The organism is Vibrio sp. CB1-14 (assembly GCF_040412085.2).
GTDB classification, from domain to species: Bacteria; Pseudomonadota; Gammaproteobacteria; order Enterobacterales; family Vibrionaceae; genus Vibrio; species Vibrio chaetopteri.
Window position 1 is genome coordinate 142,590 of sequence record NZ_CP115920.1, and the last position, 26,038, is coordinate 168,627.

At 47.2% G+C, this 26,038-nt stretch carries 22 protein-coding genes; 17 read left to right on the forward strand and 5 right to left on the reverse strand.

The genetic code is table 11. The features are described from left to right. Nucleotides 1-314: 314 nt before the first annotated feature. The 4 genes from glyQ (at nucleotide 315) to PG915_RS00700 (ending at nucleotide 7,056) form a co-directional block, all read left to right on the forward strand. Nucleotides 315-1,235, forward strand: coding sequence for a glycine--tRNA ligase subunit alpha (glyQ, locus tag PG915_RS00685; RefSeq protein WP_353497462.1), 921 nt, complete (start codon nucleotides 315-317; stop codon nucleotides 1,233-1,235). A 2-nt stretch (nucleotides 1,236-1,237) separates the two neighbouring features. Then, on the forward strand, nucleotides 1,238-3,319 hold the full coding sequence (gene glyS / locus PG915_RS00690) for a glycine--tRNA ligase subunit beta (RefSeq protein WP_353497463.1): 2,082 nt from the start codon (nucleotides 1,238-1,240) through the stop codon (nucleotides 3,317-3,319). 206 nt (nucleotides 3,320-3,525) lie between these two features. Continuing rightward, nucleotides 3,526-5,610 carry an alpha-amylase gene (locus PG915_RS00695; RefSeq protein ID WP_353497464.1) on the forward strand — a complete coding sequence of 695 codons (2,085 nt, stop codon included), beginning with the start codon at nucleotides 3,526-3,528 and terminating at the stop codon, nucleotides 5,608-5,610. A 195-nt stretch (nucleotides 5,611-5,805) separates the two neighbouring features. Continuing rightward, on the forward strand, nucleotides 5,806-7,056 hold the full coding sequence (locus PG915_RS00700; RefSeq protein ID WP_353497465.1) for a valine--pyruvate transaminase: 1,251 nt from the start codon (nucleotides 5,806-5,808) through the stop codon (nucleotides 7,054-7,056). A 94-nt stretch (nucleotides 7,057-7,150) separates the two neighbouring features. Here the strand turns inward: PG915_RS00700 and PG915_RS00705 are convergent, their stop codons facing one another. From PG915_RS00705 to dnaA, 5 genes are all read right to left on the reverse strand, one after another. Next, complete coding sequence (locus PG915_RS00705; protein ID WP_353497466.1) at nucleotides 7,151-7,585, reverse strand: Hsp20 family protein; 435 nt, start codon at nucleotides 7,583-7,585, stop codon at nucleotides 7,151-7,153. A 494-nt stretch (nucleotides 7,586-8,079) separates the two neighbouring features. Further along, entirely contained in the window at nucleotides 8,080-10,497 is a 2,418-nt protein-coding gene (gene gyrB / locus PG915_RS00710) for a DNA topoisomerase (ATP-hydrolyzing) subunit B (RefSeq protein ID WP_353497467.1), read from the reverse strand. A gap of 12 nt (nucleotides 10,498-10,509) precedes the next feature. Next, entirely contained in the window at nucleotides 10,510-11,592 is a 1,083-nt protein-coding gene (gene recF / locus PG915_RS00715; protein ID WP_353497468.1) for a DNA replication/repair protein RecF, read from the reverse strand. A gap of 15 nt (nucleotides 11,593-11,607) precedes the next feature. Further along, on the reverse strand, nucleotides 11,608-12,708 hold the full coding sequence (gene dnaN / locus PG915_RS00720) for a DNA polymerase III subunit beta (RefSeq protein WP_353497469.1): 1,101 nt from the start codon (nucleotides 12,706-12,708) through the stop codon (nucleotides 11,608-11,610). 87 nt (nucleotides 12,709-12,795) lie between these two features. Continuing rightward, nucleotides 12,796-14,202 (reverse strand): chromosomal replication initiator protein DnaA, encoded by a 1,407-nt coding sequence (gene dnaA / locus PG915_RS00725; RefSeq protein ID WP_353497470.1) that lies wholly within the window; start codon nucleotides 14,200-14,202, stop codon nucleotides 12,796-12,798. 392 nt (nucleotides 14,203-14,594) lie between these two features. Here dnaA and PG915_RS00730 point away from each other — a divergent pair, with 392 nt between their 5' ends. The 13 genes from PG915_RS00730 (at nucleotide 14,595) to PG915_RS00790 (ending at nucleotide 26,030) form a co-directional block, all read left to right on the forward strand. Then, nucleotides 14,595-15,359, forward strand: coding sequence for an amino acid ABC transporter substrate-binding protein (locus tag PG915_RS00730; protein ID WP_353497471.1), 765 nt, complete (start codon nucleotides 14,595-14,597; stop codon nucleotides 15,357-15,359). A gap of 69 nt (nucleotides 15,360-15,428) precedes the next feature. Further along, nucleotides 15,429-16,100: an amino acid ABC transporter permease gene (locus PG915_RS00735; protein WP_353497472.1), complete on the forward strand. Its 672-nt coding sequence runs from the start codon at nucleotides 15,429-15,431 to the stop codon at nucleotides 16,098-16,100. Then, a complete protein-coding gene (locus tag PG915_RS00740) occupies nucleotides 16,097-16,831 on the forward strand; it encodes an amino acid ABC transporter ATP-binding protein (RefSeq protein ID WP_353497473.1) in 735 nt (244 codons plus the stop codon). Before PG915_RS00735 ends, PG915_RS00740 begins: the two co-directional genes overlap by 4 nt. Before the next feature lie 221 nt (nucleotides 16,832-17,052). Next, complete coding sequence (gene rpmH / locus PG915_RS00745; protein WP_004400210.1) at nucleotides 17,053-17,190, forward strand: 50S ribosomal protein L34; 138 nt, start codon at nucleotides 17,053-17,055, stop codon at nucleotides 17,188-17,190. Nucleotides 17,191-17,199: 9 nt separating this feature from the next. Further along, nucleotides 17,200-17,556, forward strand: a complete 357-nt coding sequence (rnpA, locus tag PG915_RS00750) for a ribonuclease P protein component (protein WP_353497474.1) — start codon at nucleotides 17,200-17,202, stop codon at nucleotides 17,554-17,556. After that, the gene (gene yidD, locus PG915_RS00755) at nucleotides 17,523-17,780 is read left to right on the forward strand and encodes a membrane protein insertion efficiency factor YidD (RefSeq protein WP_081941688.1); all 258 of its coding nucleotides are present in this window, start codon (nucleotides 17,523-17,525) and stop codon (nucleotides 17,778-17,780) included. The genes rnpA and yidD overlap by 34 nt, the downstream gene beginning before the upstream one ends. A gap of 2 nt (nucleotides 17,781-17,782) precedes the next feature. Next, nucleotides 17,783-19,405 (forward strand): membrane protein insertase YidC, encoded by a 1,623-nt coding sequence (yidC, locus tag PG915_RS00760; RefSeq protein ID WP_353497475.1) that lies wholly within the window; start codon nucleotides 17,783-17,785, stop codon nucleotides 19,403-19,405. Nucleotides 19,406-19,503: 98 nt separating this feature from the next. Continuing rightward, complete coding sequence (mnmE, locus tag PG915_RS00765) at nucleotides 19,504-20,865, forward strand: tRNA uridine-5-carboxymethylaminomethyl(34) synthesis GTPase MnmE (protein WP_353497476.1); 1,362 nt, start codon at nucleotides 19,504-19,506, stop codon at nucleotides 20,863-20,865. Between the two features lie 23 nt (nucleotides 20,866-20,888). Next, the gene (gene mioC, locus PG915_RS00770; RefSeq protein ID WP_353497477.1) at nucleotides 20,889-21,326 is read left to right on the forward strand and encodes an FMN-binding protein MioC; all 438 of its coding nucleotides are present in this window, start codon (nucleotides 20,889-20,891) and stop codon (nucleotides 21,324-21,326) included. Between the two features lie 488 nt (nucleotides 21,327-21,814). After that, nucleotides 21,815-23,710 carry a tRNA uridine-5-carboxymethylaminomethyl(34) synthesis enzyme MnmG gene (gene mnmG / locus PG915_RS00775; protein WP_353497478.1) on the forward strand — a complete coding sequence of 632 codons (1,896 nt, stop codon included), beginning with the start codon at nucleotides 21,815-21,817 and terminating at the stop codon, nucleotides 23,708-23,710. Continuing rightward, complete coding sequence (rsmG, locus tag PG915_RS00780; protein WP_353497479.1) at nucleotides 23,707-24,339, forward strand: 16S rRNA (guanine(527)-N(7))-methyltransferase RsmG; 633 nt, start codon at nucleotides 23,707-23,709, stop codon at nucleotides 24,337-24,339. Before mnmG ends, rsmG begins: the two co-directional genes overlap by 4 nt. 13 nt (nucleotides 24,340-24,352) lie before the next feature. After that, the gene (locus PG915_RS00785; RefSeq protein ID WP_042502439.1) at nucleotides 24,353-25,126 is read left to right on the forward strand and encodes a ParA family protein; all 774 of its coding nucleotides are present in this window, start codon (nucleotides 24,353-24,355) and stop codon (nucleotides 25,124-25,126) included. 22 nt (nucleotides 25,127-25,148) lie between these two features. Beyond that, nucleotides 25,149-26,030, forward strand: a complete 882-nt coding sequence (locus PG915_RS00790) for a ParB/RepB/Spo0J family partition protein (protein WP_353497480.1) — start codon at nucleotides 25,149-25,151, stop codon at nucleotides 26,028-26,030. Nucleotides 26,031-26,038 lie beyond the last annotated feature (8 nt).

Here is a 26,038-nt window from a genome sequence, read left to right on the forward strand (position 1 = left end):
GGGCACAAGTCTCGAGCGCCATGGTGATTTTGCACCAATTATGTTGACGAACGAATCCAAGCGCTTGCAAGCGTATGGATAAGCTACTCCCCAGAGATGGCGGCATTGTAATCACTCAACGAATCAATTTCAACAATCGTGGGGTTTGAACCCTTCTACATGGCGAACAACGCCGAAAAACCCCACTTTTTGGCTTTACGGGGATTAATTCAGCGCTTTTACCCCTACTCCCCTTAACGATTAATCGGTATACTTATTTGTTATTTTCTGATTATCAGATAGACCTTTTCACTTAGAGAATTGCGCGAATTACTATGCAAAAATACGATATCAAAACCTTCCAGGGAATGATCCTCGCGCTGCAGGATTACTGGGCACAGAACGGTTGTACTATTGTTCAACCACTAGATATGGAAGTAGGTGCTGGCACCTCTCACCCAATGACATGTCTACGTGCACTTGTCCCAGAGCCAATGTCTACGGCATACGTTCAACCTTCACGTCGTCCGACCGATGGTCGTTACGGTGAGAACCCGAACCGTCTGCAGCACTATTATCAGTTCCAAGTAGCGCTTAAGCCTTCTCCAGACAACATTCAGGAGTTGTACCTTGGTTCACTTGAAGTTCTTGGTATCGACCCGCTAGTACACGACATTCGTTTCGTAGAAGACAACTGGGAAAACCCAACGCTAGGCGCATGGGGTCTTGGTTGGGAAGTATGGCTAAACGGCATGGAAGTGACTCAGTTTACTTACTTCCAGCAAGTTGGTGGTCTTGAATGTAAGCCAGTAACTGGCGAGATCACTTACGGTATCGAGCGTCTAGCTATGTACATCCAAGAAGTAGATTCTGTGTACGATCTAGTTTGGAACGTTGCACCAGACGGCTCGAACGTTACTTACGGTGATATCTTCCACCAAAATGAGGTTGAGCAATCAACGTACAACTTTGAGCACGCAGACGTAGACTTCCTATTCACCTTCTTTGATCAGTGTGAGAAAGAGTGTAAAGAGCTACTTGAGCTTGAGAAGCCACTTCCGCTTCCTGCATACGAACGCATTCTTAAAGCGGGTCACGCATTCAACATCCTTGATGCGCGTAAAGCTATCTCTGTAACAGAACGCCAACGTTACATCCTCCGCATCCGCAACCTGACTAAATCTGTTGCAGAAGCGTACTACGCATCACGTGAAGCACTAGGCTTCCCAATGCTTAAGAAGGACGAGGAGAAGTAATCATGGCAAAAGAATTTCTAATTGAGCTCGGTACTGAAGAGCTACCACCAACGCAGCTTCGTACTCTAGCAGAAGCTTTCGCAGCAAACTTTGAAGCTGAGCTTAAAAGCGCTGATCTCGCACACGAAGGCGTAAAATGGTACGCAGCACCTCGTCGTCTCGCACTTAGAGTTGCCGGTCTTGCTGAAGGGCAGGCTGACAAAGTGGTTGAGAAGCGTGGCCCTGCTGTTTCTGTCGCATTCGATGCTGACGGCAATGCAACTAAAGCGGCTCAAGGCTGGGCTCGCGGTAACGGCATCACTGTTGAGCAAGCAGATCGTCTAGTCACAGACAAAGGCGAATGGCTGCTTTTCAAACAAGAAGTCAAAGGCCAAGCAACGACTGAAATCGTGGTTGAGCTTGCAGCAAAAGCGCTCGCTAACCTGCCAATCGCTAAGCCAATGCGTTGGGGTAACAAGACAACTCAATTTATCCGTCCTGTTAAGACGCTGACTATGCTAATGGGCTCTGACCTTATCGAAGGCGAGATCTTGGGTGTCGCCTCTGACCGCACCATCCGCGGTCACCGCTTTATGGGTGAGCAAGAGTTCACCATCGATTCTGCTGAGCAATACCCTGCGATCCTAGAAGAGCGCGGTAAAGTCATGGCAGATTACGAAGCGCGTAAAGCTATTATTCTAGCTGATGCTGAAAAAGCGGGTGCGGCTGTTGGTGGTATTACTGAGCTAGAAGATGACCTAGTTGAAGAAGTCACTTCTCTAGTTGAATGGCCAGTCGTACTCACAGCGAAGTTTGAAGAAGAGTTCCTAAAGGTTCCTTCTGAAGCGTTGGTTTACACCATGAAAGGTGACCAGAAATACTTCCCCGTCTACGATGAGAACAAGAAACTCCTGCCAAACTTTATCTTCGTTTCTAACATCGAGTCGAAAGAGCCTCGTTACGTAATCGAAGGTAATGAGAAGGTAGTACGTCCACGTCTAGCGGATGCAGAATTCTTCTTCAACACTGACCGTAAGCGTCCTCTTATCGACCGTCTACCTGAACTAGACCAAGCTATCTTCCAGAAGCAGCTTGGTACTATCAAAGACAAGACCGACCGCATCACTGAACTTGCTGGCTACATCGCTGAGCAAATCGATGCTGACGTTGAAAAGTCTAAGCGTGCTGGTCTTCTAGCGAAGTGTGACCTAATGACCTCTATGGTATTCGAGTTTACCGATACCCAGGGTGTGATGGGCATGCACTATGCGACTCACGACGGTGAAGATGAGCAAGTAGCACTGGCGCTATACGAGCAATACATGCCTCGCTTCGCGGGTGACGAGCTACCAAGCACTGGTATCTCTTCAGCGGTCGCAATGGCAGACAAGCTAGATACGATTGTGGGTATCTTTGGTATTGGCCAAGCACCCAAGGGCTCTGATCCATTCGCACTTCGTCGTGCATCGCTAGGTGTGCTACGTATCATCGTAGAGAACGGCTACAACCTAGACCTAACTGACCTGATCGCAAAAGCACAATCGCTATTTGCCCTAGAAGATGGTACTAGCAAGCTAACAAACGCGAACGTTGCAAACGACGTCATCGACTTCATGCTTGGTCGTTTCAATGCATGGTACAAGGACGAAGGCTTCAGCGTGGATATCATCCAAGCGGTACTGGCTAATCGTCCAACCAAACCAGCAGACTTCGACCAACGCGTTAAAGCGGTATCTCACTTCCGTGAGCTAGAAGCAGCAGAAGCACTAGCGGCAGCGAACAAGCGTGTAGGTAACATCCTAGCGAAATTCGACGGCGAACTTGCAGCAGAGATCGACCTTGCACTTCTACAAGAAGATGCGGAGAAGACGCTTGCAGAGAACGTTGAAGTGATGACTGAAGCCCTCGAGCCAGCATTCGCGACCGGTAACTATCAGGAAGCGCTAAGCAAACTTGCTGATCTACGTGAGCCAGTGGATGCGTTCTTCGATAACGTGATGGTAATGGCCGATGACGAAGCGCTTAAGAAGAACCGTCTAACGCTACTAAACAACCTGCGTAACCTGTTCCTGCAAATCGCCGACATTTCACTTCTTCAGAAATAGTCATCGATTCTGGTAACAAGAGTTAATTAAAAGGGAAGCTAAGGCTTCCCTTTTTTGTACCCTTCAAGCAGCATCAAGTTATTGTTAATTCTGTGAACTAGCAAGAAAATTGTAGGGAGCTTGCCTGCAAACTAGCGGTTATAGCACTCAGAATGTAGAGGTCGATATTTGATATAAACGTGGGATAACTTCAAGGAAGAGAACCCATGAAAAAGACCCTAATCTCTCTATCTGTGGCGATGCTCGGTGCCTGTAGCCAACTGCCCGACAATGCGTTACTACTTAGCCTAGAGGACCAACAAGTCGCTTTTGCTGCCAATGAACAAGGTTTACTGATTGCAGAAAAGAAACTCGACAAAGGCAGCTACACCTTTTCTATTGGTGATAATGCTCAAACCTGTGGCAGCAACTTCTCACTGGCTGAAGATGCGCGCATTAAGTTTAACCGTCCATTAAAGCTCGATGACTGTGCCGGGGAATCGGCGATTCCAATGCGAGTATTCAAGGCAAACACTTACCAGTTCACACTCAATCCGGCCAACAATGAGCTCACCGTGAAGGTGAAACCAAAACAGAGTAACGACTTTACCTCCACCTGCCCTGTCGCCACTGACAGCCCAAAAGTCATCGATGTCAGCGCCACCTTTGCCGATGGCACGGTACTTAGAGACGCGTTGAGCGGGCAACAAGCTACGGTCAGCAGCGGCAAGATTGCACTACAGCCCGGAGCAAACAGCCAAGGCCTATTGCTGCTAGAGCCGGCAGAGCAAGCTCCGAAGGCTGAGTTCGACTGGGACAACGCGACGGTTTACTTCGTAATGACCGACCGCTTCTACAACGGCAACCTAGATAACGATAACAGCTATGGCCGAAGCAAAGACGGCAAACACGAAATCGGCACCTTTCACGGTGGCGATCTTGCTGGTCTGACTAAAAAGCTCGACTACATTGAATCGCTTGGAGTGAATGCCATCTGGATCACCTCGCCACTGGAGCAAATCCACGGCTGGGTTGGTGGTGGTGATAAGGGCGACTTCAAGCACTATGGTTATCACGGTTATTACCACCAGGATTGGACCAAGCTCGATGCCAATATGGGCACCGAGGAAGAATTGCGTCAGTTTGTCGATACTGCCCACGAGAAAGGTATCCGCATCGTATGGGACGTGGTAATGAACCATACCGGTTACGCTACCCTAGCGGACATGCAAGAATTTGGCTTCGGAAAGCTCTACCTCTCCGATGAAGAGGCAAAAAAAGAGCTCGGTGAAAACTGGACCGATTGGCAACCTAAATCAGGTCAAAGCTGGCACAGCTTTAATGATTATATCAAATACAGTGATGATGAAGCGTGGGAGAAATGGTGGGGTAAGGATTGGATCCGCACCGATATTGGCGACTACGACGCGCCTGGATACAACGACAGAACCATGTCACTTAACTTCTTACCGGATCTAAAAACTGAATCGACACAGAAAACAGGTCTACCGAACTTCTATCGCAGTAAAGAGACCAATGCCAAAGATGTTCAAGCCACGCCAAGTGACCACCTGATCACCTGGCTCACGGATTGGGTTCGCGAGTATGGCATCGACGGCTTCCGTGTCGATACCGCTAAACACGTGGAAATGGAAAGTTGGGCTAAGCTCAAACAAGCCAGTAACGAGGCGCTGGCAGAGTGGAAGCAAAACAATCCAGACAAAGCACTGGATGATAAACCATTCTGGATGACGGGTGAGGTATGGGCGCACAGCGTGGTGAAGAGCCCATATTTCGATAACGGTTTTGATTCCATTATCAACTTCGAGTTCCAAGGTGACGTCGCCCCTAAGGCACTGAAGTGTTTCGCTAACCTAGACAGTGACTTTCAACGCTATGCTGAGCGCATTAACAGCGATAGCGAGTTTAATGTGCTGAGCTACCTCTCTTCGCATGACACCTCACTGTTCTGGGCTTCTCGAAGCCGAAGCATTGATGATCAGATGCGCGCCGCGAACGCTCTTATGTTGAGCCCTGGTGCGGTGCAGATCTACTATGGTGATGAGATAGCGCGAGACTTAGGTGTCAGCGGCTCAGACTCACACCAAGGTACCCGCTCTGATATGCCGTGGGATAGGATAACAGGTCAGCGCGAAGCGTTGCTCAAGCACTGGCAAGCGTTGGGGGATTTCCGCTTACGTCATCCAGCTGTCGCTAAAGGGCAACACATTACCCACCAGCGTGAAGGCTACTATGCGTTTGAACGCCGTTACCAAGATGACAAGATACTCATCGTCTACACTGGCGAGTAATCAACAGATTAAAACCGAGTAAATCACATCAAAGGGAGCGCTACGGCGGTCCTTTTTTATTGCTCATTTTCTTTGCACTCAAATAGTACTTTGCCTGCCGTAATCATTGCTGTATGTTCAAAGGTTCATCTTGCCACCAGCAGGATAAAACCCCTTATAAACACTACAAGTGAACACAATGAACTAGGTACAACAATGCAATTTTCTAAGTTTGGTGAAAAATTTAATCGTTACTCAGGTATTACCCAATTAATGGATGATCTTAATGATGGCCTTCGCACTCCAGGTGCCATCATGCTCGGAGGTGGTAACCCAGCCGCCATTCCTGCCATGCTCGAGTATTTTCACCAAGCCAGCAATGACCTCCTCGCCAGTGGTGAACTGGTGGCCGCCATGGCCAACTACGATGACCCGCAAGGAAAAGATGCATTTGTTAAATCGCTCGCCAAGCTGCTGCGCGATACCTATGGCTGGAATATTACTGAAAAAAACATCAGCTTAACCAATGGCAGCCAAAGTGGGTTTTTCTATCTGTTTAACCTACTAGCAGGTAAGCAAAGCGATGGCAGCCATAAGAAAATCTTGTTGCCAATTGCGCCAGAGTACATTGGTTATGGCGATGCAGGCATAGACGAAGATATTTTTGTTTCCTATCACCCAGAAATAGAACTGCTTGATAACGGTCTATTCAAATACCATGTGGATTTCGAACACCTAGAAATCGATGATTCGGTTGCGGCAATTTGTGCTTCACGCCCAACTAACCCAACGGGTAACGTACTAACCGATGAAGAAATCCATAAGCTGGATAAACTGGCTCGTGAAAATAATATCCCACTTATCATCGATAACGCCTACGGCTTGCCCTTCCCAAACATCATCTTTGAAGATGTGGAGCCGTTTTGGAATGAAAACACCATTCTCTGCATGAGCTTATCTAAGTTAGGTCTACCAGGATTGCGCTGCGGTATCGTGATTGCCAGTGAAGAAGTCACGCAAGCGATGACCAATATGAATGGCATAATCAGCCTAGCACCAGGCAGCTTTGGTCCTGCGCTTGCTCATCATATGATTGAGAAAGGCGACATTTTGGATCTAAGTTCAAACGTCATTAAGCCGTTCTACCAGCAAAAATCCCAACGCGCGGTTGAGTTATTACAATCGGCGATTACCGAACCACGTTTTCGAATCCATAAGCCAGAAGGCGCTATTTTCTTGTGGCTATGGTTTGATGAGCTACCAATTACCACTATGGAGCTCTACCAACGCTTGAAGGATCGTGGCGTGTTGATTGTGCCTGGGGAATATTTCTTTATCGGTCAGGAAGATGAATGGGATCATGCCCATCAATGTCTGCGCATGAACTATGTACAAGATGACGACAAAATGCAGCAAGGTATTGCGATCATCGCTGAAGAAGTTGAAAAAGCCTATCAGCAGGGCTGATTTTTCATTTCCTTTCGATATAAAAAGAGCACCTCAATGGTGCTCTTTCACTCTTAATTCCCGATAGGTATGGCTAGTTAAAGCCTATGGGCAATTAACCTTCGATTAGGTTATTACCACCAATAGCAATCTTACGTGGTTGCATCGCTTCTGGGATTTCACGCTCTAGGTCAATATGTAGTAAACCGTTTTCCATGCTTGCGCCTACCACTTTTACGTAGTCAGCTAGTTGGAATTTACGCTCGAAATCACGCTCTGCAATACCTTGGTACACGTACTTCTTCTCTTCTTCGGCTTTACGCTCACCCTTAACAATCAACATGTTCTCTTTTTGAGTCAGATCGAGTTGGTCTTCAGCAAAGCCAGCCACCGCCATAGTAATACGGAAATGGTTCTCATCTTGTTGCTCGATGTTGTATGGAGGGTAACCGCCAGAAGAGTTTTTCGCTGAGTTCGCTTCCATCATGTTGAATAGACGATCGAAGCCAATTGCGTTGCGGTATAAAGGAGTGAAATCTACAGTTCTCATAATGCTATCCTCATAGTAAGCAATAGTCTTAGCCGTGAGTTTTCAAAAGCACCCAGTCTATAAACCGGTGCCGTGACGACTAAGGGATTTATCCACCACTCCGCTGACAGCATTGGTGTTCGGGGACGTAGCAATAAATCAGTTTTTTAAGTGTGCCGTTAAAGTGATCCTCCACTGAGCGATACTTTGTCGGCGTTTAAAAGGTCTGTTTCTTCTCTCTTGAGCAAGACAGCTCCCCTTCATAACTAGATATAGGGATGGCGAAAATCGCTTTCAAGGTATTTTCTTAAACTATTTTTTATAACGGTTATTTTTCATAGAGTTAAAAACAAAAAAAGACCGTCATTAGTGACAGTCTTTTTTTAAATTGGTTTATCGAAGCTGGGTGAACTGAGTTCAAGGAGAAGGCGCCATTCTTATACCAATAAAGGTTTATAATCATAAATGAGCACCTTCGACGCAGAAATCAGTTCAGCCAGCGAAGAGAAATCAATCTAAACGTCTAGGTTGGCTACTTTAAGTGCGTTTTCTTCAATGAAGTTACGACGAGGCTCTACTTGGTCACCCATTAGTGTCGTGAACAGCTGATCTGCACCAACCGCATCTTCAATCGTTACTTGCATCATGCGACGTGTTTCAGGATCCATTGTGGTTTCCCAAAGCTGATCTGGGTTCATCTCACCTAGACCTTTGTAGCGCTGTAGGCTCAGACCACGACGCGACTCTTTGATTAGCCAATTTAGGGCATCTTCAAAGTGGCTCACTGGTTGAGTACGCTCACCACGTTTCACGTAAGCACCTTCTTCAATCAGACCTTCTAGAGCTTCCGATAGAGATGCTAGCTTGCCGTACTCTTTCGAGTTCAGCAGGTCGATACTCAGCACATGCTCATGAGTCACACCGTGGGTACGCACGATAATTTTCGGTAGGTTCAAACCTAGCTCAGCGTGCTGTTCAACCTCGAAGCTGTATTGGCTTGCACCCACTTCTTTGGCATTTAGCTGCTCAACAAGCTGCTTAGACCATGCTTCAACCGCAACAGCATCGTGACACTGCTCAGCCGTTAGGCGTGGCGTGTACATGAACTCACTCACTAGTGCGTGTGGGTAGCGACGAGCCATGCGATCGGCAATCTTCACTGCGCCGTTGAACTGCTGTACCAGTTTCTCTAGTGATTCACCTGCTAGTGCTGGTGCTTCAGGGTTCACGTGCAGAGCAGCGTTATCCAGAGCCAAAGAAACTTGGTACTGGTTCATCGCATCTTCATCTTTGATGTACTGCTCTTGCTTACCTTTCTTCACTTTGTAAAGCGGTGGCTGAGCGATGTACACGTAACCACGCTCGATAAGCTCAGGCATTTGACGGTAGAAGAAGGTCAAAAGTAGCGTTCGGATGTGAGAACCATCGACGTCCGCATCGGTCATGATGATGATGTTGTGGTAACGCAGTTTATCTGGGTTGTACTCATCGCGACCGATACCACAGCCAAGTGCTGTGATAAGCGTTGCCACTTCTTGTGAAGAAAGCATCTTATCGAAACGCGCTTTCTCTACGTTTAGGATCTTACCTTTCAGTGGAAGAATCGCTTGGTTCTTACGGTTACGACCCTGCTTAGCACTACCGCCCGCAGAGTCACCCTCCACTATGTACAGTTCAGAAAGCGCTGGATCTTTCTCTTGGCAGTCAGCCAGTTTGCCTGGCAGACCCGCTAGGTCTAGAGCGCCTTTACGACGTGTCATTTCACGCGCTTTACGCGCTGCATCACGTGCGCGAGCAGCATCAATAATCTTAGTACAAACAATCTTCGCTTCACCTGGGTTCTCTACTAGGAACTCAGACAGCTTCTCACCCATCGCAGACTCAACGGCAGATTTCACTTCAGAAGAAACCAGCTTGTCTTTGGTTTGGCTTGAGAACTTCGGATCTGGCACTTTCACCGATACGATAGCTGTTAGACCTTCACGAGCATCATCACCTGATGTCGCTGTCTTGGCTTTCTTAGAGAAGCCCTCTTTATCCATGAACGAGTTCAGCGTACGCGTTAATGCGGCACGGAAACCCGCTAAGTGAGTACCACCATCACGTTGAGGGATGTTGTTGGTAAAACAGTAAATGTTTTCTTGGTAGCCATCATTCCACTGCATCGCCACTTCTACGGTGATGCCATCTTCACGCTCAAAATCAAAATGGAAGATTTTTTGGATGATTGGTGTCTTATTGGTATTTAGATGCTCAACAAACGCTTGGATACCACCTTCAAACATGAAGTGATCCATTTTGTCTTCTTCACGCTTATCGACAAGCTTGATTGAGACACCTGAGTTTAGGAACGACAGTTCACGTAGACGCTTAGCAAGAATGTCGTAGTGGAACTCTACGTTTGAAAAAGTTTCTTCACTTGGCCAGAAACGGATTTCTGTACCTGTTTTGTCGGTATCACCAATCACAGCCAGTGGCGCTTGTGGCTCACCGTGGTGATAAGTTTGAGTATGAGTGTGACCGCCACGATGGATAGTCAGTGTGACTTGCTTAGACAGTGCGTTTACTACAGAAACACCTACGCCGTGCAGACCACCCGATACCTTGTACGAGTTGTCATCGAACTTACCACCCGCGTGAAGTACCGTCATGATAACTTCTGCCGCAGACACTTGCTCTTCTGGGTGCATTTCCGTTGGAATACCACGGCCATCATCGCTAACAGAAACAGAGTTGTCCTCATGGATAGTCACGATAATGTCGCTACAGTGACCTGCCAACGCTTCATCAATTGAGTTATCAACCACCTCAAAAACCATGTGGTGTAGACCGGTTCCATCGTCCGTGTCGCCGATGTACATTCCCGGACGCTTACGTACTGCATCCAGACCCTTTAGTACCTTAATACTCGATGAATCGTAATTTTCTGACATGAGTTTCTCTCACTATTTACCTTGCTCTATTGTGCCATGTTCCACATGAAACATCTTGCCATTTTCGTCAATCATGTCGGCAACTTGGCTTTCGGTAATAGAGCTTACAAAAACTTGAGCCTGAGTCTGTTTTAAGTAATCCGCTAAGCGTTTACGACGCAGGCTATCTAATTCTGAAGCAAAGTCATCTATCAGATAGATACATTGCTTTCCGGTCAACTCTGCGAGGTGCTGCCCTTGCGCAAGGCGCAACGCACACATCATCAGTTTCAGTTGACCACGAGACAACACATCCTCTACAGGGGTGTTGTTCACTTTAATTCTTAAATCGGCTTTATTTGGGCCACTAAAGGTGTACCCCAAACTTTGGTCACGCTCAAAGCTACGTTCTAAGAGCTCGCCATACGGCGTGTCTTTTTCCCAGCCACGGTAATAACCGAGTTTGATTTCAAACTCCGGCAGAAAAGACTGACACATTTCTTCAGCCAAGGTTTTCATTTGCTCGACATAGCTGCGGCGCCAACCATCGATTTGCTCAGCAAGCTGGGCTAAATCTCTATCCCAGTAACTTAACTCTCGGTAGCTGGTGGCAGTCTTAAGTAGCGCATTGCGCTGCTTACTGAGACGCTTAAAACGCCCCCAAGCCTCAAAAAAACCTGGCTCAGAGTGAAACACACCCCAGTCGATAAATGCCCGACGAAACTTAGGGCCATCAGTGAGCAATTCAAAGCCCTCTGGATGGATAAGTTGCAGCGGCAGAACCTTGGCAAGCTGAGCTAACTTTTGCCCAGATTGACCGCCTATTTTAACCTCTGTTGAGCCATCACGCTGCTTATTAATGCCAATGGGTATCTCAAATTGATCCGAGTTCAAAAAACGGCCATGTACAAACAGCTCTTGGCAGTCATTTTGTATCACTCGACCGGTGAGAGAACTCTTAAATGAGCGCCCATGACCAAGCAAATAGATCGCCTCCAACAAGCTGGTTTTGCCACTGCCGTTGGGGCCGATAATAAAGTTAAAGCCTGTAGATAGTTCAATATCACAGGCTTTAATATTTCGAAATTGCTGTACGATTAAACGCGTAAGCGGCATAACGTCATGCTCGTCTTAGAGACGAATTGGCATCACCACGTACATGGCACTGTCATCTTCGCTGTTTTCAATCAACGCACTGGCGTTGGCATTGGACATCGATATACGTACTTGGTCGCAGCGAAGCGTGTTAAGTACATCGAGAACGTAAGAAACGTTGAAACCAATCTCGAGCGCTTCACCTTGGAAGTTCACATCGAGCATCTCTTCTGCTTCTTCTTGCTCTGGGTTATTAGCCGTAATGCGCATCTCGTTGTCCGCCAGGTTCACACGAACGCCACGGAATTTCTCATTCGATAGAATCGCGGCACGGGAGAACGCTTGGCGTAACTCATCACAGTTTGTCTCGAGAGTCTTATCGGTATTTTGAGGCATTACGCGGCGATAATCTGGGAAACGACCATCAACAAGCTTAGAAGTAAAGACATAGTTGTTCACTTCGGCACGGATGTTAGAACTGCCAATTTGCAGTGTTACTGGCTGCTCTGGTGCATCTAGAAGCTTAGAAAGCTCCTGTACACCTTTTCGCGGCACAATGATCTGTTTGTTGTCAAAGCTGCCTTCTAGCGCCACCGTTGCCACCGCCATACGGTGACCATCGGTCGCCACTGAGCGCAATGTTGTTTGGTCTAACTCAAACAACATACCGTTTAGGTAATAACGCACATCTTGGTTAGCCATTGAGAACTGAGTCTTGTCGATCAGCGACTTAAGCTCGGCTTGAGTGACTGTCACCGCCACTTCTTGCTGCCAATCTTCAATGTTCGGAAAATCGCTTGCTGGCAATGTGGATAGTGAGAATCGGCTACGACCAGAGCGTACTTGTACGCGATCGCCTTCTAATACGATAGTGATCGTAGAATCATCAGGCAGACCACGACAGATATCGAGGAACTTACGTGAAGGTACAGTCACACTGCCCGCTTCAAACTCACTCTCTAACGTCACCTTACTTACCAGCTCTACCTCAAGGTCAGTCGCGGTAAGAGAAAGCACCCCTTCTTCTACTTTAAGAAGCAAGTTGCCCAAAATAGGTAATGTAGGACGGCCGCCTAGTGCACCAGAAACTTGTTGTAACGGCTTTAGTAGGTGATGACGTTCGATAGTAAATTTCATAGATAACTCTTCGTAAAGATGGCAATCCATGCCACTTATTTGCGAAATACAATAACTTGAATGCTAATTATAGTGATTATGCCACTATTATGAAGAAAGCGTGCGAATTAAGTTGGAATAGTCTTCCTTAATGTCATGACTCTCCTCACGCAGCTGAGCGATTTTACGACACGCATGCAACACGGTAGTGTGGTCACGACCACCAAACGCATCACCAATCTCTGGCAGGCTGTGGTTGGTCAACTCTTTGGCTAGCGCCATCGCCAACTGGCGTGGGCGAGCAACAGAGCGAGAACGACGCTTGGAAAGCAGATCCGCGACTTTAATCTTGTAGTATTCGGCAACCGTCTTTTGAATGTTATCAATCGTCACCAACTTCTCTTGCAGTGCTAGCAAGTCACGCAGCGCTTCACGAACAAAATCGATGGTTATTGGACGACCGGTAAAGTTGGCGTTAGCTATCACGCGGTTTAGAGCGCCTTCCAGCTCACGAACGTTTGAACGCAGACGCTTAGCAATGAAGAATGCAACTTCATCGGCTAGGTGAATTTGGTGGTCTTCGGCTTTTTTCATCAAGATCGCCACGCGAGTTTCTAACTCAGGTGGTTCGATAGCCACAGTCAAACCCCAACCGAAGCGAGACTTAAGGCGATCTTCTACGCCGTTGATCTCTTTCGGATAACGATCCGATGTCAGGATGATCTGTTGATTACCTTCAAGCAGTGCATTGAAGGTATGGAAAAACTCTTCTTGTGATCGCTCTTTATTGGCGAAGAATTGAATATCATCGATAAGAAGCGCATCAACACTGCGGTAGTAGCGCTTAAATTCTTCAATCGCGTTGTTTTGTAGCGCCTTAACCATGTCCTGAACGAAACGCTCCGAGTGCATGTACACCACTTTCGCGTTTGGCTTGTTATCAACAATGGCGTTGCCCACAGCGTGCAATAGGTGCGTTTTACCTAAACCGGTACCGCCATACAAGAACAGCGGGTTATAGGCCGCTCCTGGGTTATCTGCCACCTGACGTGCCGCCGCTAGACCAAGCTGGTTCGACTTACCTTCAACGAAGTTATTAAACTTGTGCTTGATGTTAACGTTTGAGCGGTGATTGATATCAGTGACCTCCGCTTCATTGTCCCAGGTTTTATGCACAGGTTGGCGCGCTTGTAGCTGCGCAGGTGCAGAAGACTCAGCCGCAACGTCAGCAGCAGTCTTAACTGGCTTGGGTGCTGGCGGCGCAGAAACCGGCTTACTGCCGACTTCGAAACGAAGATTCGGCACATCATTACCGCAGTACTCTTTTAGTAGACGGTTAATGCTGTTGAGGTATCTATCGCGCACCCAGTCGAGTACAAAGCGGTTAGGCGCAAATAGAGTTAGGGTGTTGTCATTAAGCTCAGCTTGTAGGGGTCTAACCCACATGCTGAATTCGGTAGCGGGTAGCTCTTCTTGTAGACGTTGCGCACATTGCAACCAAAGCGAAGATGACACAGTGCTCTCACTCTATTTATTGGAATTGGAAAAGATTGGTAATTTTACCTGTTGATAACCAAGATCGCCAGCAAATGATCGGCGATCCAGTGAATAAGATCTAAGTTATTCACAATTTTTCGGTCGATTTGGCTTGATCCCCACAAATTGCCCTAATTTTACTCACAAACGCATGCACAAAACACAGATCTACCCACAAAATTCGAATCATGATCTAACTTGTGTATAGATCCGTGTTCAAGCTGTCATCGAATTTGATCAAACTCTGAACAGAGATGAGCAAAAAGTCAGCGTTCAACCACGGATTTGTTATGGTTAATAACAACTCGTTATTTAACTTATCGACAGCTTTACCAGTAACATCCCTCTCCATAAATAGAAGGAGTAGTAAAATGAAAAACTGGATTAAAGGTCTATTAACCGCCTTGGCGCTTTCTGCAACCGTATCTCAAGCAGCTTATGCTGCGACAGCACAAGAAGTGAAAGTCGGCATGTCTGGTCGCTACTTCCCATTTACCTTTGTTAAGCAAGACAAGTTACAAGGGTTTGAAGTTGACCTTTGGGACGAAATTGGTCGCCGCAACGACTACGAAGTCGAGTACGTGACTGCGAACTTTTCTGGTTTGTTTGGTTTGCTTGAGACCGGTCGTATCGACACTATCTCTAACCAAATCACTATGACCGATGCACGTAAAGCGAAATACCTATTTGCAAACCCATACGTGATTGATGGTGCACAGATTACTGTTCGCAAAGGTAATGACAGCATTCAAGGTATTGAAGACCTCGCAGGCAAAACTGTGGCGGTAAACCTTGGTTCTAACTTTGAGCAGCTACTACGTAGCTACGATAAAGACAACAAAATCAACGTAAAAACCTACGACACAGGTATTGAACACGATGTTGCCCTTGGCCGCGCCGATGCATTCGTAATGGATCGCCTATCTGCACTTGAACTTATCAAGAAGACAGGTCTGCCACTACAGCTAGCAGGCGAACCGTTCGAAACGATTGAGAACGCATGGCCATTCGTGAACAACGAAAAAGGTCAAAAGCTGCAACAAGAAGTGAATGCGGCACTGGCAGACATGCGTGCAGATGGTACGCTAGCGGCTATCTCTGAGAAGTGGTTTGGCGCAGACATCACTAAAAAGTAAGTGATCACTATTATTACGCCCACTACGCTTGTTAGTGGGCGTTTGTTTTTCTAGAAGTTTGGTAACGTTATGGGATTTGATTTTCAATATATGCTGGAGCTGATGCCGATACTGCTCAAGTATCTTGGCACTACGATGGAAATGGCAGTATGGGGACTGTTTTTCTCTCTGATCTTGTCGGTCATCTTAGCGAATATTCGTGTTTTCAAGATCCCTGTCCTTGATCAGCTTAGTCAGCTCTACATCAGTTTTTTCCGCGGCACGCCACTTTTGGTGCAGTTGTTCTTGCTTTACTACGGTCTGCCACAAATTTTCCCATGGATGGTCGGACTGAATGCGTTTAGTGCGGCAGTCATCGGTTTAACACTTCACTTCGCCGCATATATGGCAGAGAGCATTCGTGCCGCCATCATCGGCATTGATCGCAGCCAGATGGAAGCGAGCTTGTCAGTGGGTATGACGACCAGCCAAGCCATGCGCCGCATTATTTTGCCTCAGGCAACCCGTGTCGCTTTGCCATCGCTGATGAACTATTTCATCGACATGATCAAATCGACATCGCTGGCCTTTACGCTCGGCGTGGCTGAAATCATGGCCAAGGCGCAAATGGAGGCGTCATCCAGCTTCCGCTTCTTTGAGGCTTTCTTGGCAGTGGCTCTGATCTACTGGGGCGTGGTGTTAGTGCTTACTCGCGTACAGCTGTGGGCTGAACAAAGATTGAACAAGGCGTATCAACGATGATTAAACTGGAAAATATCCACAAGCAGTTTGGCGATACAGAAGTCCTAAAAGGTATCGATATTGATATCAAACAAGGTGAAATCATCGTCATTATCGGCTCAAGCGGCACCGGAAAATCGACGCTGCTACGCTGCGTAAACTTTCTTGAGCAAGCAGATAAAGGCACAATCACCATTGATGACGTGACGGTCGATTGCCAGAACCACACCAATGCCGAAGTATTGGCACTGCGCCGTAAAACCGGCTTTGTATTTCAAAATTACGCTCTGTTCGCGCACATGACTGCGCGTCAAAACATTGCCGAAGGTCTTATCACCGTAAAAGGCTGGAAAAAAGACCAAGCGCTTGAAAAAGCACAGCAAATTCTCGATGACATCGGTCTAGGTGATAAAGGGGATCAATACCCTGCTTCCCTATCCGGTGGACAACAACAGCGTGTCGGTATTGGCCGCGCTATGGCGCTCCAGCCGGAGCTGTTGCTATTCGATGAACCAACTTCAGCACTCGATCCTGAGTGGGTTGGTGAAGTACTTAACCTTATGAAAAAGCTCGCAACTCAGCATCAAACTATGTTGGTTGTGACCCACGAAATGCAGTTTGCTAAAGAGGTCGCAGATAGAGTGATCTTCATGGCTAATGGCCATATCGTAGAACAAGGAACGCCGGAGCAAATATTCAATGATCCACAGGATATCCAACTTAAGAAATTCATAAATCAAGTTGGGATCTAATAATGATCCTTGCGCTCTAGCTCACAAAAAGTATAATTCGCCGGCTGGAATTGAAGTTGAACTGATTATTGACTCTTGACGAGTCAGTGATTACAATTCCGCCTCTTTGTTGAGAGGCGTCGGATTTCCTCTCTATCTCTATATAGAGAAGAAGACGGGAAATAAGTCCCACGCCGGGTTCAACGAGAACCTAAAACTACTGATCAGTAAAGGTAATAACCATGTCTAAACGCACTTTTCAACCTTCAGTTCTAAAGCGCAAGCGTACTCACGGTTTCCGTGCTCGCATGGCGACTAAGAACGGTCGTAAAGTAATTAACGCACGTCGTGCTAAAGGCCGTGCTCGCCTTTCAAAATAATCTTCTATTTTGAAAAAGCATGCCTTTATTCGGGAGTTACGCTTGTTAACTCCCGAGCATTACCAAAATGTATTTAAGCAAGCTCATCGAGCTGGCTCCCCTCATTTCACCATCATTGCCCGCAAAAACTCGCTATCACACCCTCGTCTTGGTCTAGCGGTTCCTAAAAAACAGATTAAAACAGCTGTCGGCAGAAACCACTTCAAGCGCCTGGTACGTGAAAGTTTTCGTAACAAACAACACGAACTTCCTAGCAAAGATTTTGTTGTAATTGCGAAAAAGAGTGCGCAAACTCTGAGCAATGAAGAAATATTCCAACTTCTAGATAAGTTATGGCATCGCCTGTCTCGCCCCTCGCGTGGTTAGCAATCGGTCTCGTCTATTTTTATAGATGGGTCATCAGTCCTCTTATTGGGCCACGCTGTCGGTTCAACCCAACTTGCTCTCTTTATGCAATAGAAGCCCTTAAAGCTCACGGTTTTGTAAAAGGGTGTTGGTTATCAGGCAAACGTCTATTAAAATGCCATCCTTTGAATGAAGGGGGTTTTGACCCCGTACCACCAGCCCAAAAACAAGACAGAGATAAATAACGATGGATTCTCAACGTAATATTCTGTTAATCGGTTTGGCTTTGGTTTCTTTTTTGCTGTTCCAACAGTGGCAATCTTATAAGAACCCAGCTCCAGTTCCGACTCAGCAGACGCAAAGCAGTACTCTACCTGCGCCATCTTTCGCTGATGAGCATGATCCTGCACCAGGCCACACAACAGCGGCCGCAGATAAAATCATCACAGTGAAAACCGACGTACTGACTCTAGGTGTGACAACTGTGGGCGGTGATGTTGTTACCGCAAACCTAAACGAGTACGCAACCGAGTTGGAATCTAGCGACCCGTTTGAGCTGCTCAAAGACTCACAAGGTCACCAGTTTATTGCTCAAAGTGGTCTGGTAGGCCCTCAAGGTATCGACCTTAGCAGCACAAGCCGTCCAGCTTACTCAGTATCAGCAGACAGCTTCACGCTGGCTGAGGGTCAAGATGAGCTACGTGTACCGATGACATTCGAAGCGAATGGCATCAACTACACCAAAACCTTCATTCTAAAGCGTGGCAAATATGACGTTGATGTTGAATACACAGTAAACAACAACTCTGGTCAAAATGCGACGTTCGGCATGTACGCTCACCTTCGTCAAAATCTTCAAGACAAAGGTGGCAGCATCACAATGCCTACCTACAATGGCGGTGCTTATTCAACTCAAGACACTCGCTACAAGAAATACAGCTTCGAAGATATGCAAGATCGCAACCTGTCTCTTAACCTGACTGATGGTCAAGGTTGGGCAGCGATGATCCAGCACTACTTCGCAGCCGCGTGGATCCCACGTGAAGCACCGGGTACTAACCTTTACACTCGCGTGATTGGTAACCTAGGTGATATCGGTGTTCGTATGCCAAACACTACGATTGCCGATGGCCAAGCAGCAACATTGAAAGCAACGCTTTGGGCAGGTCCAAAACTGCAAACCGAAATGGCTGAAGTTGCGCCAAACCTAGACCTAGTAGTTGACTACGGCTGGTTATGGTTCATTGCGAAACCACTTCACACACTACTGTCGTTCATTCAAGGTATCGTTGTGAACTGGGGTCTAGCTATCATCTGTTTGACCTTCATCGTACGTGGTGCGATGTATCCACTAACCAAAGCACAGTACACCTCTATGGCGAAAATGCGCATGCTTCAGCCTAAGCTGCAAGCAATGCGTGAGCGTATCGGCGACGACCGTCAGCGCATGAGCCAAGAAATGATGGAACTGTACAAGAAAGAGAAAGTAAACCCACTAGGTGGCTGTCTACCAATCTTGCTACAGATGCCTATCTTCATCGCTCTGTACTGGGCGCTAATGGAATCGGTTGAGCTTCGTCACTCACCATTCTTCGGTTGGATTCATGACCTTTCGGCTCAAGACCCATACTTCATTCTGCCTCTACTGATGGGTGCAAGTATGTTCATGATCCAGAAGATGAGCCCAACGACGGTAACAGATCCAATGCAGCAGAAGATCATGACCTTTATGCCGGTTATGTTTACCTTCTTCTTCCTATGGTTCCCATCAGGTCTGGTTCTTTACTGGTTGATTTCTAACATCGTAACGCTTATCCAGCAAACGCTGATCTACCGATCGCTCGAGAAGAAAGGTCTGCACTCTAAGTAGTCCAAACCAATTCGATTAGATAAAAGGCGACCTTAGTGGTCGCCTTTTTCATTGACCATGATTACAATTTGGCTAAAGCACGGCGAATAGGCAATTCAATGACAACAGACACCATTGTGGCACAAGCCACAGCCCCAGGCCGCGGTGGCGTGGGCATCATTCGCGTTTCTGGCCCTTTGGCTCAAGAAGTCGCACAGCAAGTAACAGGCAAAACTCTAAAGCCTCGCTACGCTGACTATCTGCCTTTCAAAGATGAAAATGGCGGCGAACTCGACCAAGGTATTGCGCTTTACTTCCCTAATCCGCACTCATTTACCGGTGAAGATGTTCTTGAGCTTCAAGGCCACGGTGGCCCTGTGGTGATGGATATGCTAATTAAACGTATTCTGCTCATTCCAGGTGTTCGCCCTGCCAGACCGGGTGAGTTCAGTGAGCGTGCGTTCCTCAACGACAAAATGGACTTAACCCAAGCCGAGGCGATTGCCGACTTGATTGATGCCAGTTCAGAAGAAGCGGCCAAATCAGCCCTGCAATCACTGCAAGGTCAGTTCTCGAAACGCATTCAAGTGCTGGTGGAATCACTCATCCATTTACGCATCTATGTTGAAGCGGCGATTGACTTCCCTGAAGAAGAAATCGACTTCCTCGCCGACGGTAAAGTGGCGGGCGATCTGCAGACCATCATCGACAATCTCGATTCTGTTCGCAAAGAAGCCAACCAAGGCGCCATCATGCGTGAAGGCATGAAAGTGGTCATTGCTGGGCGCCCAAATGCGGGTAAATCAAGCCTACTCAACGCCCTCTCTGGTAAAGAGTCGGCGATTGTGACCGATATTGCTGGAACCACACGTGATGTTCTACGTGAGCACATCCATATTGATGGTATGCCACTGCATATCATTGATACCGCAGGTCTACGTGATGCTTCTGACGAGGTGGAACGCATTGGTATTGAGCGTGCTTGGGAAGAGATCGAGCAAGCCGATCGTGTGCTGTTTATGGTTGATGGCACCACAACCGATGCTACGGATCCAAAAGAGATTTGGCCTGACTTTATTGATCGCCTCCCAGAGTCGATCGGTATCACCGTGATCCGCAACAAGGTCGATGAAACCGGTGAAACTCTGGGGATCTGTCACGTTAACGATCCGACGTTGATTCGTCTTTCTGCGCGCACAGGTGAAGGCGTACCAGCCCTTCGCGAGCACCTTAAGTCAATTATGGGTTTCTCTGGTGCCAGTGAAGGTGGCTTTATGGCTCGTCGCCGCCACCTTGATGCCTTGGAGCGCGCCGCCGAGCACCTTGATATTGGCCAGCAGCAGCTAGAAGGCTATATGGCGGGCGAAATTTTGGCAGAAGAGCTACGTATTACTCAGCAACATTTGAATGAGATCACTGGCGAGTTCAGCTCTGATGATCTACTCGGACGTATCTTCTCGTCTTTCTGTATTGGTAAATAAGCGGTATTGAAAAAGGAACATCAATGATTCATATCATCACAGGCAGTACACTTGGCGCGGCAGAGTATGTCGGCGACCATCTTAGTGACTTGCTGGTAGAACAAGGTCTAGAGACCACTATCCATAACCAACCAGAGCTTGCAGACATCCCTGCACAAGGCACTTGGCTGGTTATCACCTCAACGCACGGTGCGGGAGAATATCCAGATAACATTCAGCCGTTTATTGCTGCGCTGCAAGCGACCCCACCTCGCATGTCTGAAGTAAAGTTTGCGGTGGTTGGTATTGGCGACTCTAGCTATGACACCTTCTGCGCAGCAGGCAAACATGCTTACTCGCTACTTGAGGATATTGGTGGCACGCCACTGACGGACTGCTTGGAGATCGACATTCTCAACCATCCCGTACCAGAAGATGCAGCCGAAGAGTGGCTCAATGAGCACCTGAGCAAGTTTCAATAGGCACCATGTTTTATCAAACACAATGCGTGTGAAAAAAGCGGCATAAGCCGCTTTTTTTGTGCCTGTGAGTAACTTTTTCTACTAAACCAAATCCAATTGCGCACTATTTGACCTACCCGTCTGTGGATAAAACATGATCTTTCCGGTGAAAAACCTATATTTATCCAAAGAACAAGTTTTGATCCCCCACTTCCTTGTGTATAACATGCCATTTTGATCCCAGCTAATACAGTCCCAGATCAACGCTAGATCACAGCAATCGATCTCAAAAAGATCCATGGTATTGTTGATCATTTTTGAGTTATCCACAGAGATCGTGGATCCTAATAATAGATCTAATAAAAGATCATATATATAGATCTTATCTTTATATTCTTATTTCTTAGATCCAAAATGTTTTAAAAGCGATTTTCTCAATACCAGAAAAGCGGTAGAATACCGCTCCTTTTGGTTTGTCTATTTTATCGATTGAATACTGAGGTCGGTTCATGCTTTATCACGAAACATTTGACGTCATCGTTGTAGGTGGCGGACATGCAGGAACGGAAGCCGCACTCGCATCTGCTCGCACTGGGCAAAAAACACTTCTGTTAACGCACAACATTGATACGTTGGGCCAGATGTCATGTAACCCAGCAATTGGTGGCATTGGTAAAGGCCACTTGGTTAAGGAAGTCGATGCTATGGGTGGTCTAATGGCAGAAGCCATCGATCATGCTGGTATTCAGTTCCGTACGCTCAATGCGTCTAAGGGCCCTGCTGTTCGTGCAACTCGCGCACAAGCAGATCGTGCGCTTTACAAAGCGTATGTTCGTCATGCTCTTGAAAACACGCCAAATCTAACACTATTCCAACAGTCTGTGGATGACTTGATCGTAGAACAAGATCAAGTACGCGGTGTCGTCACCGAGATGGGACTTAAGTTCCACGCGCAGTCTGTCGTTCTCACCGTTGGTACCTTCTTAGGTGGTAAGATCCACATCGGTATGGAAAGCTCATCTGGTGGACGTATGGGCGATCAGCCTTCGATTGCGCTTGCTCGTCGTCTTCGTGAGCTGCCATTTAGAGTGGATCGTTTGAAAACAGGTACGCCTCCACGCATCGATGCTCGCAGTGTGAACTTTTCTGAACTTGAAGTACAACATGGTGATAACCCAACCCCTGTATTTTCATTCATGGGTCAACGCACTCAGCATCCAACGCAGATCCCATGCTTCATTACGCATACCAATGAAAGCACTCATGAAGTGATCCGCAACAACCTCGATCGCAGTCCAATGTATGCGGGAGTGATCGAAGGTATTGGTCCGCGCTATTGTCCATCGATTGAAGACAAAGTGATGCGTTTTGCCGATAAGAACAGCCACCAGATCTTTATCGAGCCTGAAGGTTTGACGACTCATGAGCTGTATCCGAACGGTATTTCAACTAGCTTGCCGTTTGATGTTCAGGTGCAAATTGTTCGTTCGATGAAAGGCTTCGAAAATGCGCATATCGTTCGTCCTGGCTACGCCATTGAGTACGATTTCTTCGATCCGCGCGATTTGAAGCAAACCTACGAAACCAAATTTATCTCCGGTTTGTTCTTTGCTGGACAAATCAACGGCACAACAGGTTATGAGGAAGCTGCGGCGCAAGGTCTAATGGCGGGTCTGAATGCAAGCTTGTACTCACAAGGCAAAGAGGGCTGGAGCCCACGCCGTGACCAAGCTTACATGGGCGTTCTGATTGATGACCTATCAACGATGGGCACCAAAGAGCCGTACCGTATGTTTACCTCTCGCGCGGAATACCGTCTGTTGCTGCGTGAAGACAATGCCGATATTCGTCTGACCGAAAAAGCACATGAGCTTGGTTTGATTAATGAACAACGTTGGAGCCGTTTCAACGAGAAAGTGGATAATATGGCCAAAGAGCGCCAGCGCCTGAAAGAGACATGGATTAATCCAAAATCTGAAGGGGTAGATGCTTTGAATACTTTGTTAAAAACGCCGATTTCCCGTGAAGCGAGTGGTGAAGATCTTTTACGTCGCCCAGAGCTAACGTATTCACAACTGACGGCGCTTGATATGTTTGCTCCGGCTCTTGAAGACAGCCAAGCGAGCGAGCAAGTTGAGATCCAAGTGAAATACGAAGGTTACATCCAGAGACAGCAAGACGAGATCGAGAAATCGCTGCGTCACGAAAATACTAAGATCCCCGCGGATCTTGATTATCGTGATGTTAAAGGGCTCTCTAATGAGGTGGTGGCGAAGCTTACTGAAGCCAAACCGGAAACGATCGGTATTGCGTCGCGTATTTCAGGTATTACGCCAGCTGCGATCTCAATCCTGTTGGTTTATTTGAAGAAACAAGGCGTGCTTAAGAAAGGTGAAGCTGCGTGAGCAACTTAAGAGTAAAACTTGATCAACTTATTGCAGAGACCTCATTAGAAGTCTCTGAACTTCAACGTGAACAGCTTGTCGGATACGTTCAGCTTCTTGACAAGTGGAACAAAGCTTACAACTTGACCTCGGTTCGTCACCCTGAAGAGATGTTAGTGAAACATATTCTTGATAGCATCATTGTTGGTGAGCATCTTGAGGGTGAGCGTTTTATCGATGTCGGCACTGGCCCTGGATTACCAGGTGTTCCGCTGGCTATCATGCACCCAACTAAGTCATTCATTCTGCTTGATAGCCTTGGCAAGCGAATTCGTTTCATTAAGCAGGTTGCGCACGAACTGAAGATTAAAAATGTCAGTCCAGTCCAATCTCGAGTGGAAGAATTTGACGCGGGAGAAGGCTTTGATGGAGTATTGAGTCGTGCATTTGCGTCGATGACAGACATGGTGAACTGGTGTGAACATTTACCAAAACCTGAGTCTGGTCGCTTTTATGCTTTAAAGGGTCAACTCCATGATCAGGAGATCACTGAGCTGCCGTCGTGGTGTTCTGTGATCGAAATCAAACCTTTGCAAGTTCCTGAGTTGGAAGGTGACCGTCATCTTGTAATCTTATCCAAGAAGGGATAACGGAGAGCTTGTCGTGGGAAAAATTGTCGCTATCGCGAATCAGAAAGGTGGGGTTGGAAAGACGACCACTTGTATTAACTTAGCTGCCTCGATGGCGGCGACAAAGCGTAAAGTGTTGGTGATTGACCTCGATCCACAAGGCAATGCGACAATGGCCAGTGGGGTCGATAAGTATCAGGTTGAAACAACTGCTTACGATTTACTGGTTGATGAGCTACCTTTTGAGCAAGTGGTGTGCACCGATACCTCTGGCCAATTTGACCTAATTGCAGCGAACGGGGACGTAACTGCTGCAGAAATCAAGCTTATGGAGGTGTTTGCGCGCGAAGTTCGTTTGAAACATGCGTTAACGCCAATCCGTGATAACTATGATTTCATCTTTATCGATTGTCCTCCCTCTTTGAACCTACTTACAATTAACGCGATGGCTGCAGCAGACTCTGTGCTTGTGCCGATGCAATGTGAGTATTTTGCTCTGGAAGGTCTAACCGCACTGATGGATACCATCAGTAAGCTGGCGGCTGTGGTCAACGAAAACCTTAAAATTGAAGGTTTGCTTCGTACCATGTACGATCCAAGAAACCGTCTAGCCAACGAAGTTTCAGAGCAATTGAAAAAACACTTCGGCGACAAAGTCTACCGAACCGTTATCCCTAGGAACGTACGCCTCGCAGAGGCACCAAGCCATGGCAAACCAGCGATGTACTATGACAAGTACTCCGCCGGGGCAAAAGCGTATTTAGCGTTGGCTGGTGAGATGCTACGACGAGAAGAAGTAACGGCTTAACGCTCTTAAGGAAAAAGATTCGATGTCTAAACGTGGTTTAGGGAAAGGACTAGACGCCCTGTTGTCGACTAGTTCGCTTGCACGAGAAAAGCAGCAGGTGGCAACTCAAAGTCAGACGCTATCCAGTGATGGACAGCTTACTGAACTGTCAATTAACAGCCTTCGTCCAGGCATTTATCAGCCAAGAAAAGATATGGCGCCTGAAGCTCTGGAAGAACTGGCTGCATCCATCCAATCTCAAGGAATTATCCAACCGATTGTTGTACGAAATGTCGGACACGATCAGTTTGAGATCATCGCCGGTGAGCGCCGTTGGCGTGCCGCGCGACAAGCGGGATTAAAAATGGTCCCTTGCTTGATAAAAAATGTCCAAGATCGCGCGGCGGTAGCCATGGCGTTGATCGAGAACATTCAACGTGAAGATCTCAATGCGATCGAGGAAGCTCAAGCGCTTGAACGTTTGCAAGATGAGTTTGAACTTACCCACCAGCAGGTCGCGGATGTGATTGGTAAGTCACGAACCGCAGTCAGTAACCTGTTGAGGCTAAACCAGCTTGAAGCACCAGTGAAAAAACTGGTGGAGAGCAAACAGATCGACATGGGTCATGCGCGTGCGCTACTTGCGCTAGAGGGGGATGTGCAGTGCGAAATCGCACAAGCCGTTGCCAAGAAGCAGCTCACCGTACGACAGACCGAAGACTTAGTGAAAAAGTGCTTAAAACCGAACTCTTCCGAGAAAAAACAGTCAGAAGACCGTGATGCACAAGAAATTTCGCTACGTTTGAGTGAAAAACTCGGCGCGAAAGTGTCTTTGGTAAGAAACGCGAGTGGAAAAGCCAAGGTGACGATAAGTCTTGATGAACCTCACAAATTGGAGCAACTTATTGCCAAGCTTGAGAGCTAAATGAGATA

Bases quoted from the DNA above. Each gene is read 5' to 3' on its own strand.
- PG915_RS00695 (WP_353497464.1), top strand. From the start codon at position 3,526: ATGAAAAAGACCCTAATCTCTCTATCTGTGGCGATGCTCGGTGCCTGT.
- glyS (WP_353497463.1), top strand. From the start codon at position 1,238: ATGGCAAAAGAATTTCTAATTGAGCTCGGTACTGAAGAGCTACCACCA.
- PG915_RS00740 (WP_353497473.1), top strand. From the start codon at position 16,097: ATGATTAAACTGGAAAATATCCACAAGCAGTTTGGCGATACAGAAGTC.
- PG915_RS00705 (WP_353497466.1), bottom strand. From the start codon at position 7,585: ATGAGAACTGTAGATTTCACTCCTTTATACCGCAACGCAATTGGCTTC.
- dnaN (WP_353497469.1), bottom strand. From the start codon at position 12,708: ATGAAATTTACTATCGAACGTCATCACCTACTAAAGCCGTTACAACAA.
- mioC (WP_353497477.1), top strand. From the start codon at position 20,889: ATGATTCATATCATCACAGGCAGTACACTTGGCGCGGCAGAGTATGTC.
- PG915_RS00700 (WP_353497465.1), top strand. From the start codon at position 5,806: ATGCAATTTTCTAAGTTTGGTGAAAAATTTAATCGTTACTCAGGTATT.
- yidD (WP_081941688.1), top strand. From the start codon at position 17,523: ATGGCATCGCCTGTCTCGCCCCTCGCGTGGTTAGCAATCGGTCTCGTC.
- mnmE (WP_353497476.1), top strand. From the start codon at position 19,504: ATGACAACAGACACCATTGTGGCACAAGCCACAGCCCCAGGCCGCGGT.
- PG915_RS00735 (WP_353497472.1), top strand. From the start codon at position 15,429: ATGGGATTTGATTTTCAATATATGCTGGAGCTGATGCCGATACTGCTC.
- yidC (WP_353497475.1), top strand. From the start codon at position 17,783: ATGGATTCTCAACGTAATATTCTGTTAATCGGTTTGGCTTTGGTTTCT.
- rpmH (WP_004400210.1), top strand. From the start codon at position 17,053: ATGTCTAAACGCACTTTTCAACCTTCAGTTCTAAAGCGCAAGCGTACT.
- glyQ (WP_353497462.1), top strand. From the start codon at position 315: ATGCAAAAATACGATATCAAAACCTTCCAGGGAATGATCCTCGCGCTG.
- PG915_RS00790 (WP_353497480.1), top strand. From the start codon at position 25,149: ATGTCTAAACGTGGTTTAGGGAAAGGACTAGACGCCCTGTTGTCGACT.
- recF (WP_353497468.1), bottom strand. From the start codon at position 11,592: ATGCCGCTTACGCGTTTAATCGTACAGCAATTTCGAAATATTAAAGCC.
- gyrB (WP_353497467.1), bottom strand. From the start codon at position 10,497: ATGTCAGAAAATTACGATTCATCGAGTATTAAGGTACTAAAGGGTCTG.
- mnmG (WP_353497478.1), top strand. From the start codon at position 21,815: ATGCTTTATCACGAAACATTTGACGTCATCGTTGTAGGTGGCGGACAT.
- PG915_RS00730 (WP_353497471.1), top strand. From the start codon at position 14,595: ATGAAAAACTGGATTAAAGGTCTATTAACCGCCTTGGCGCTTTCTGCA.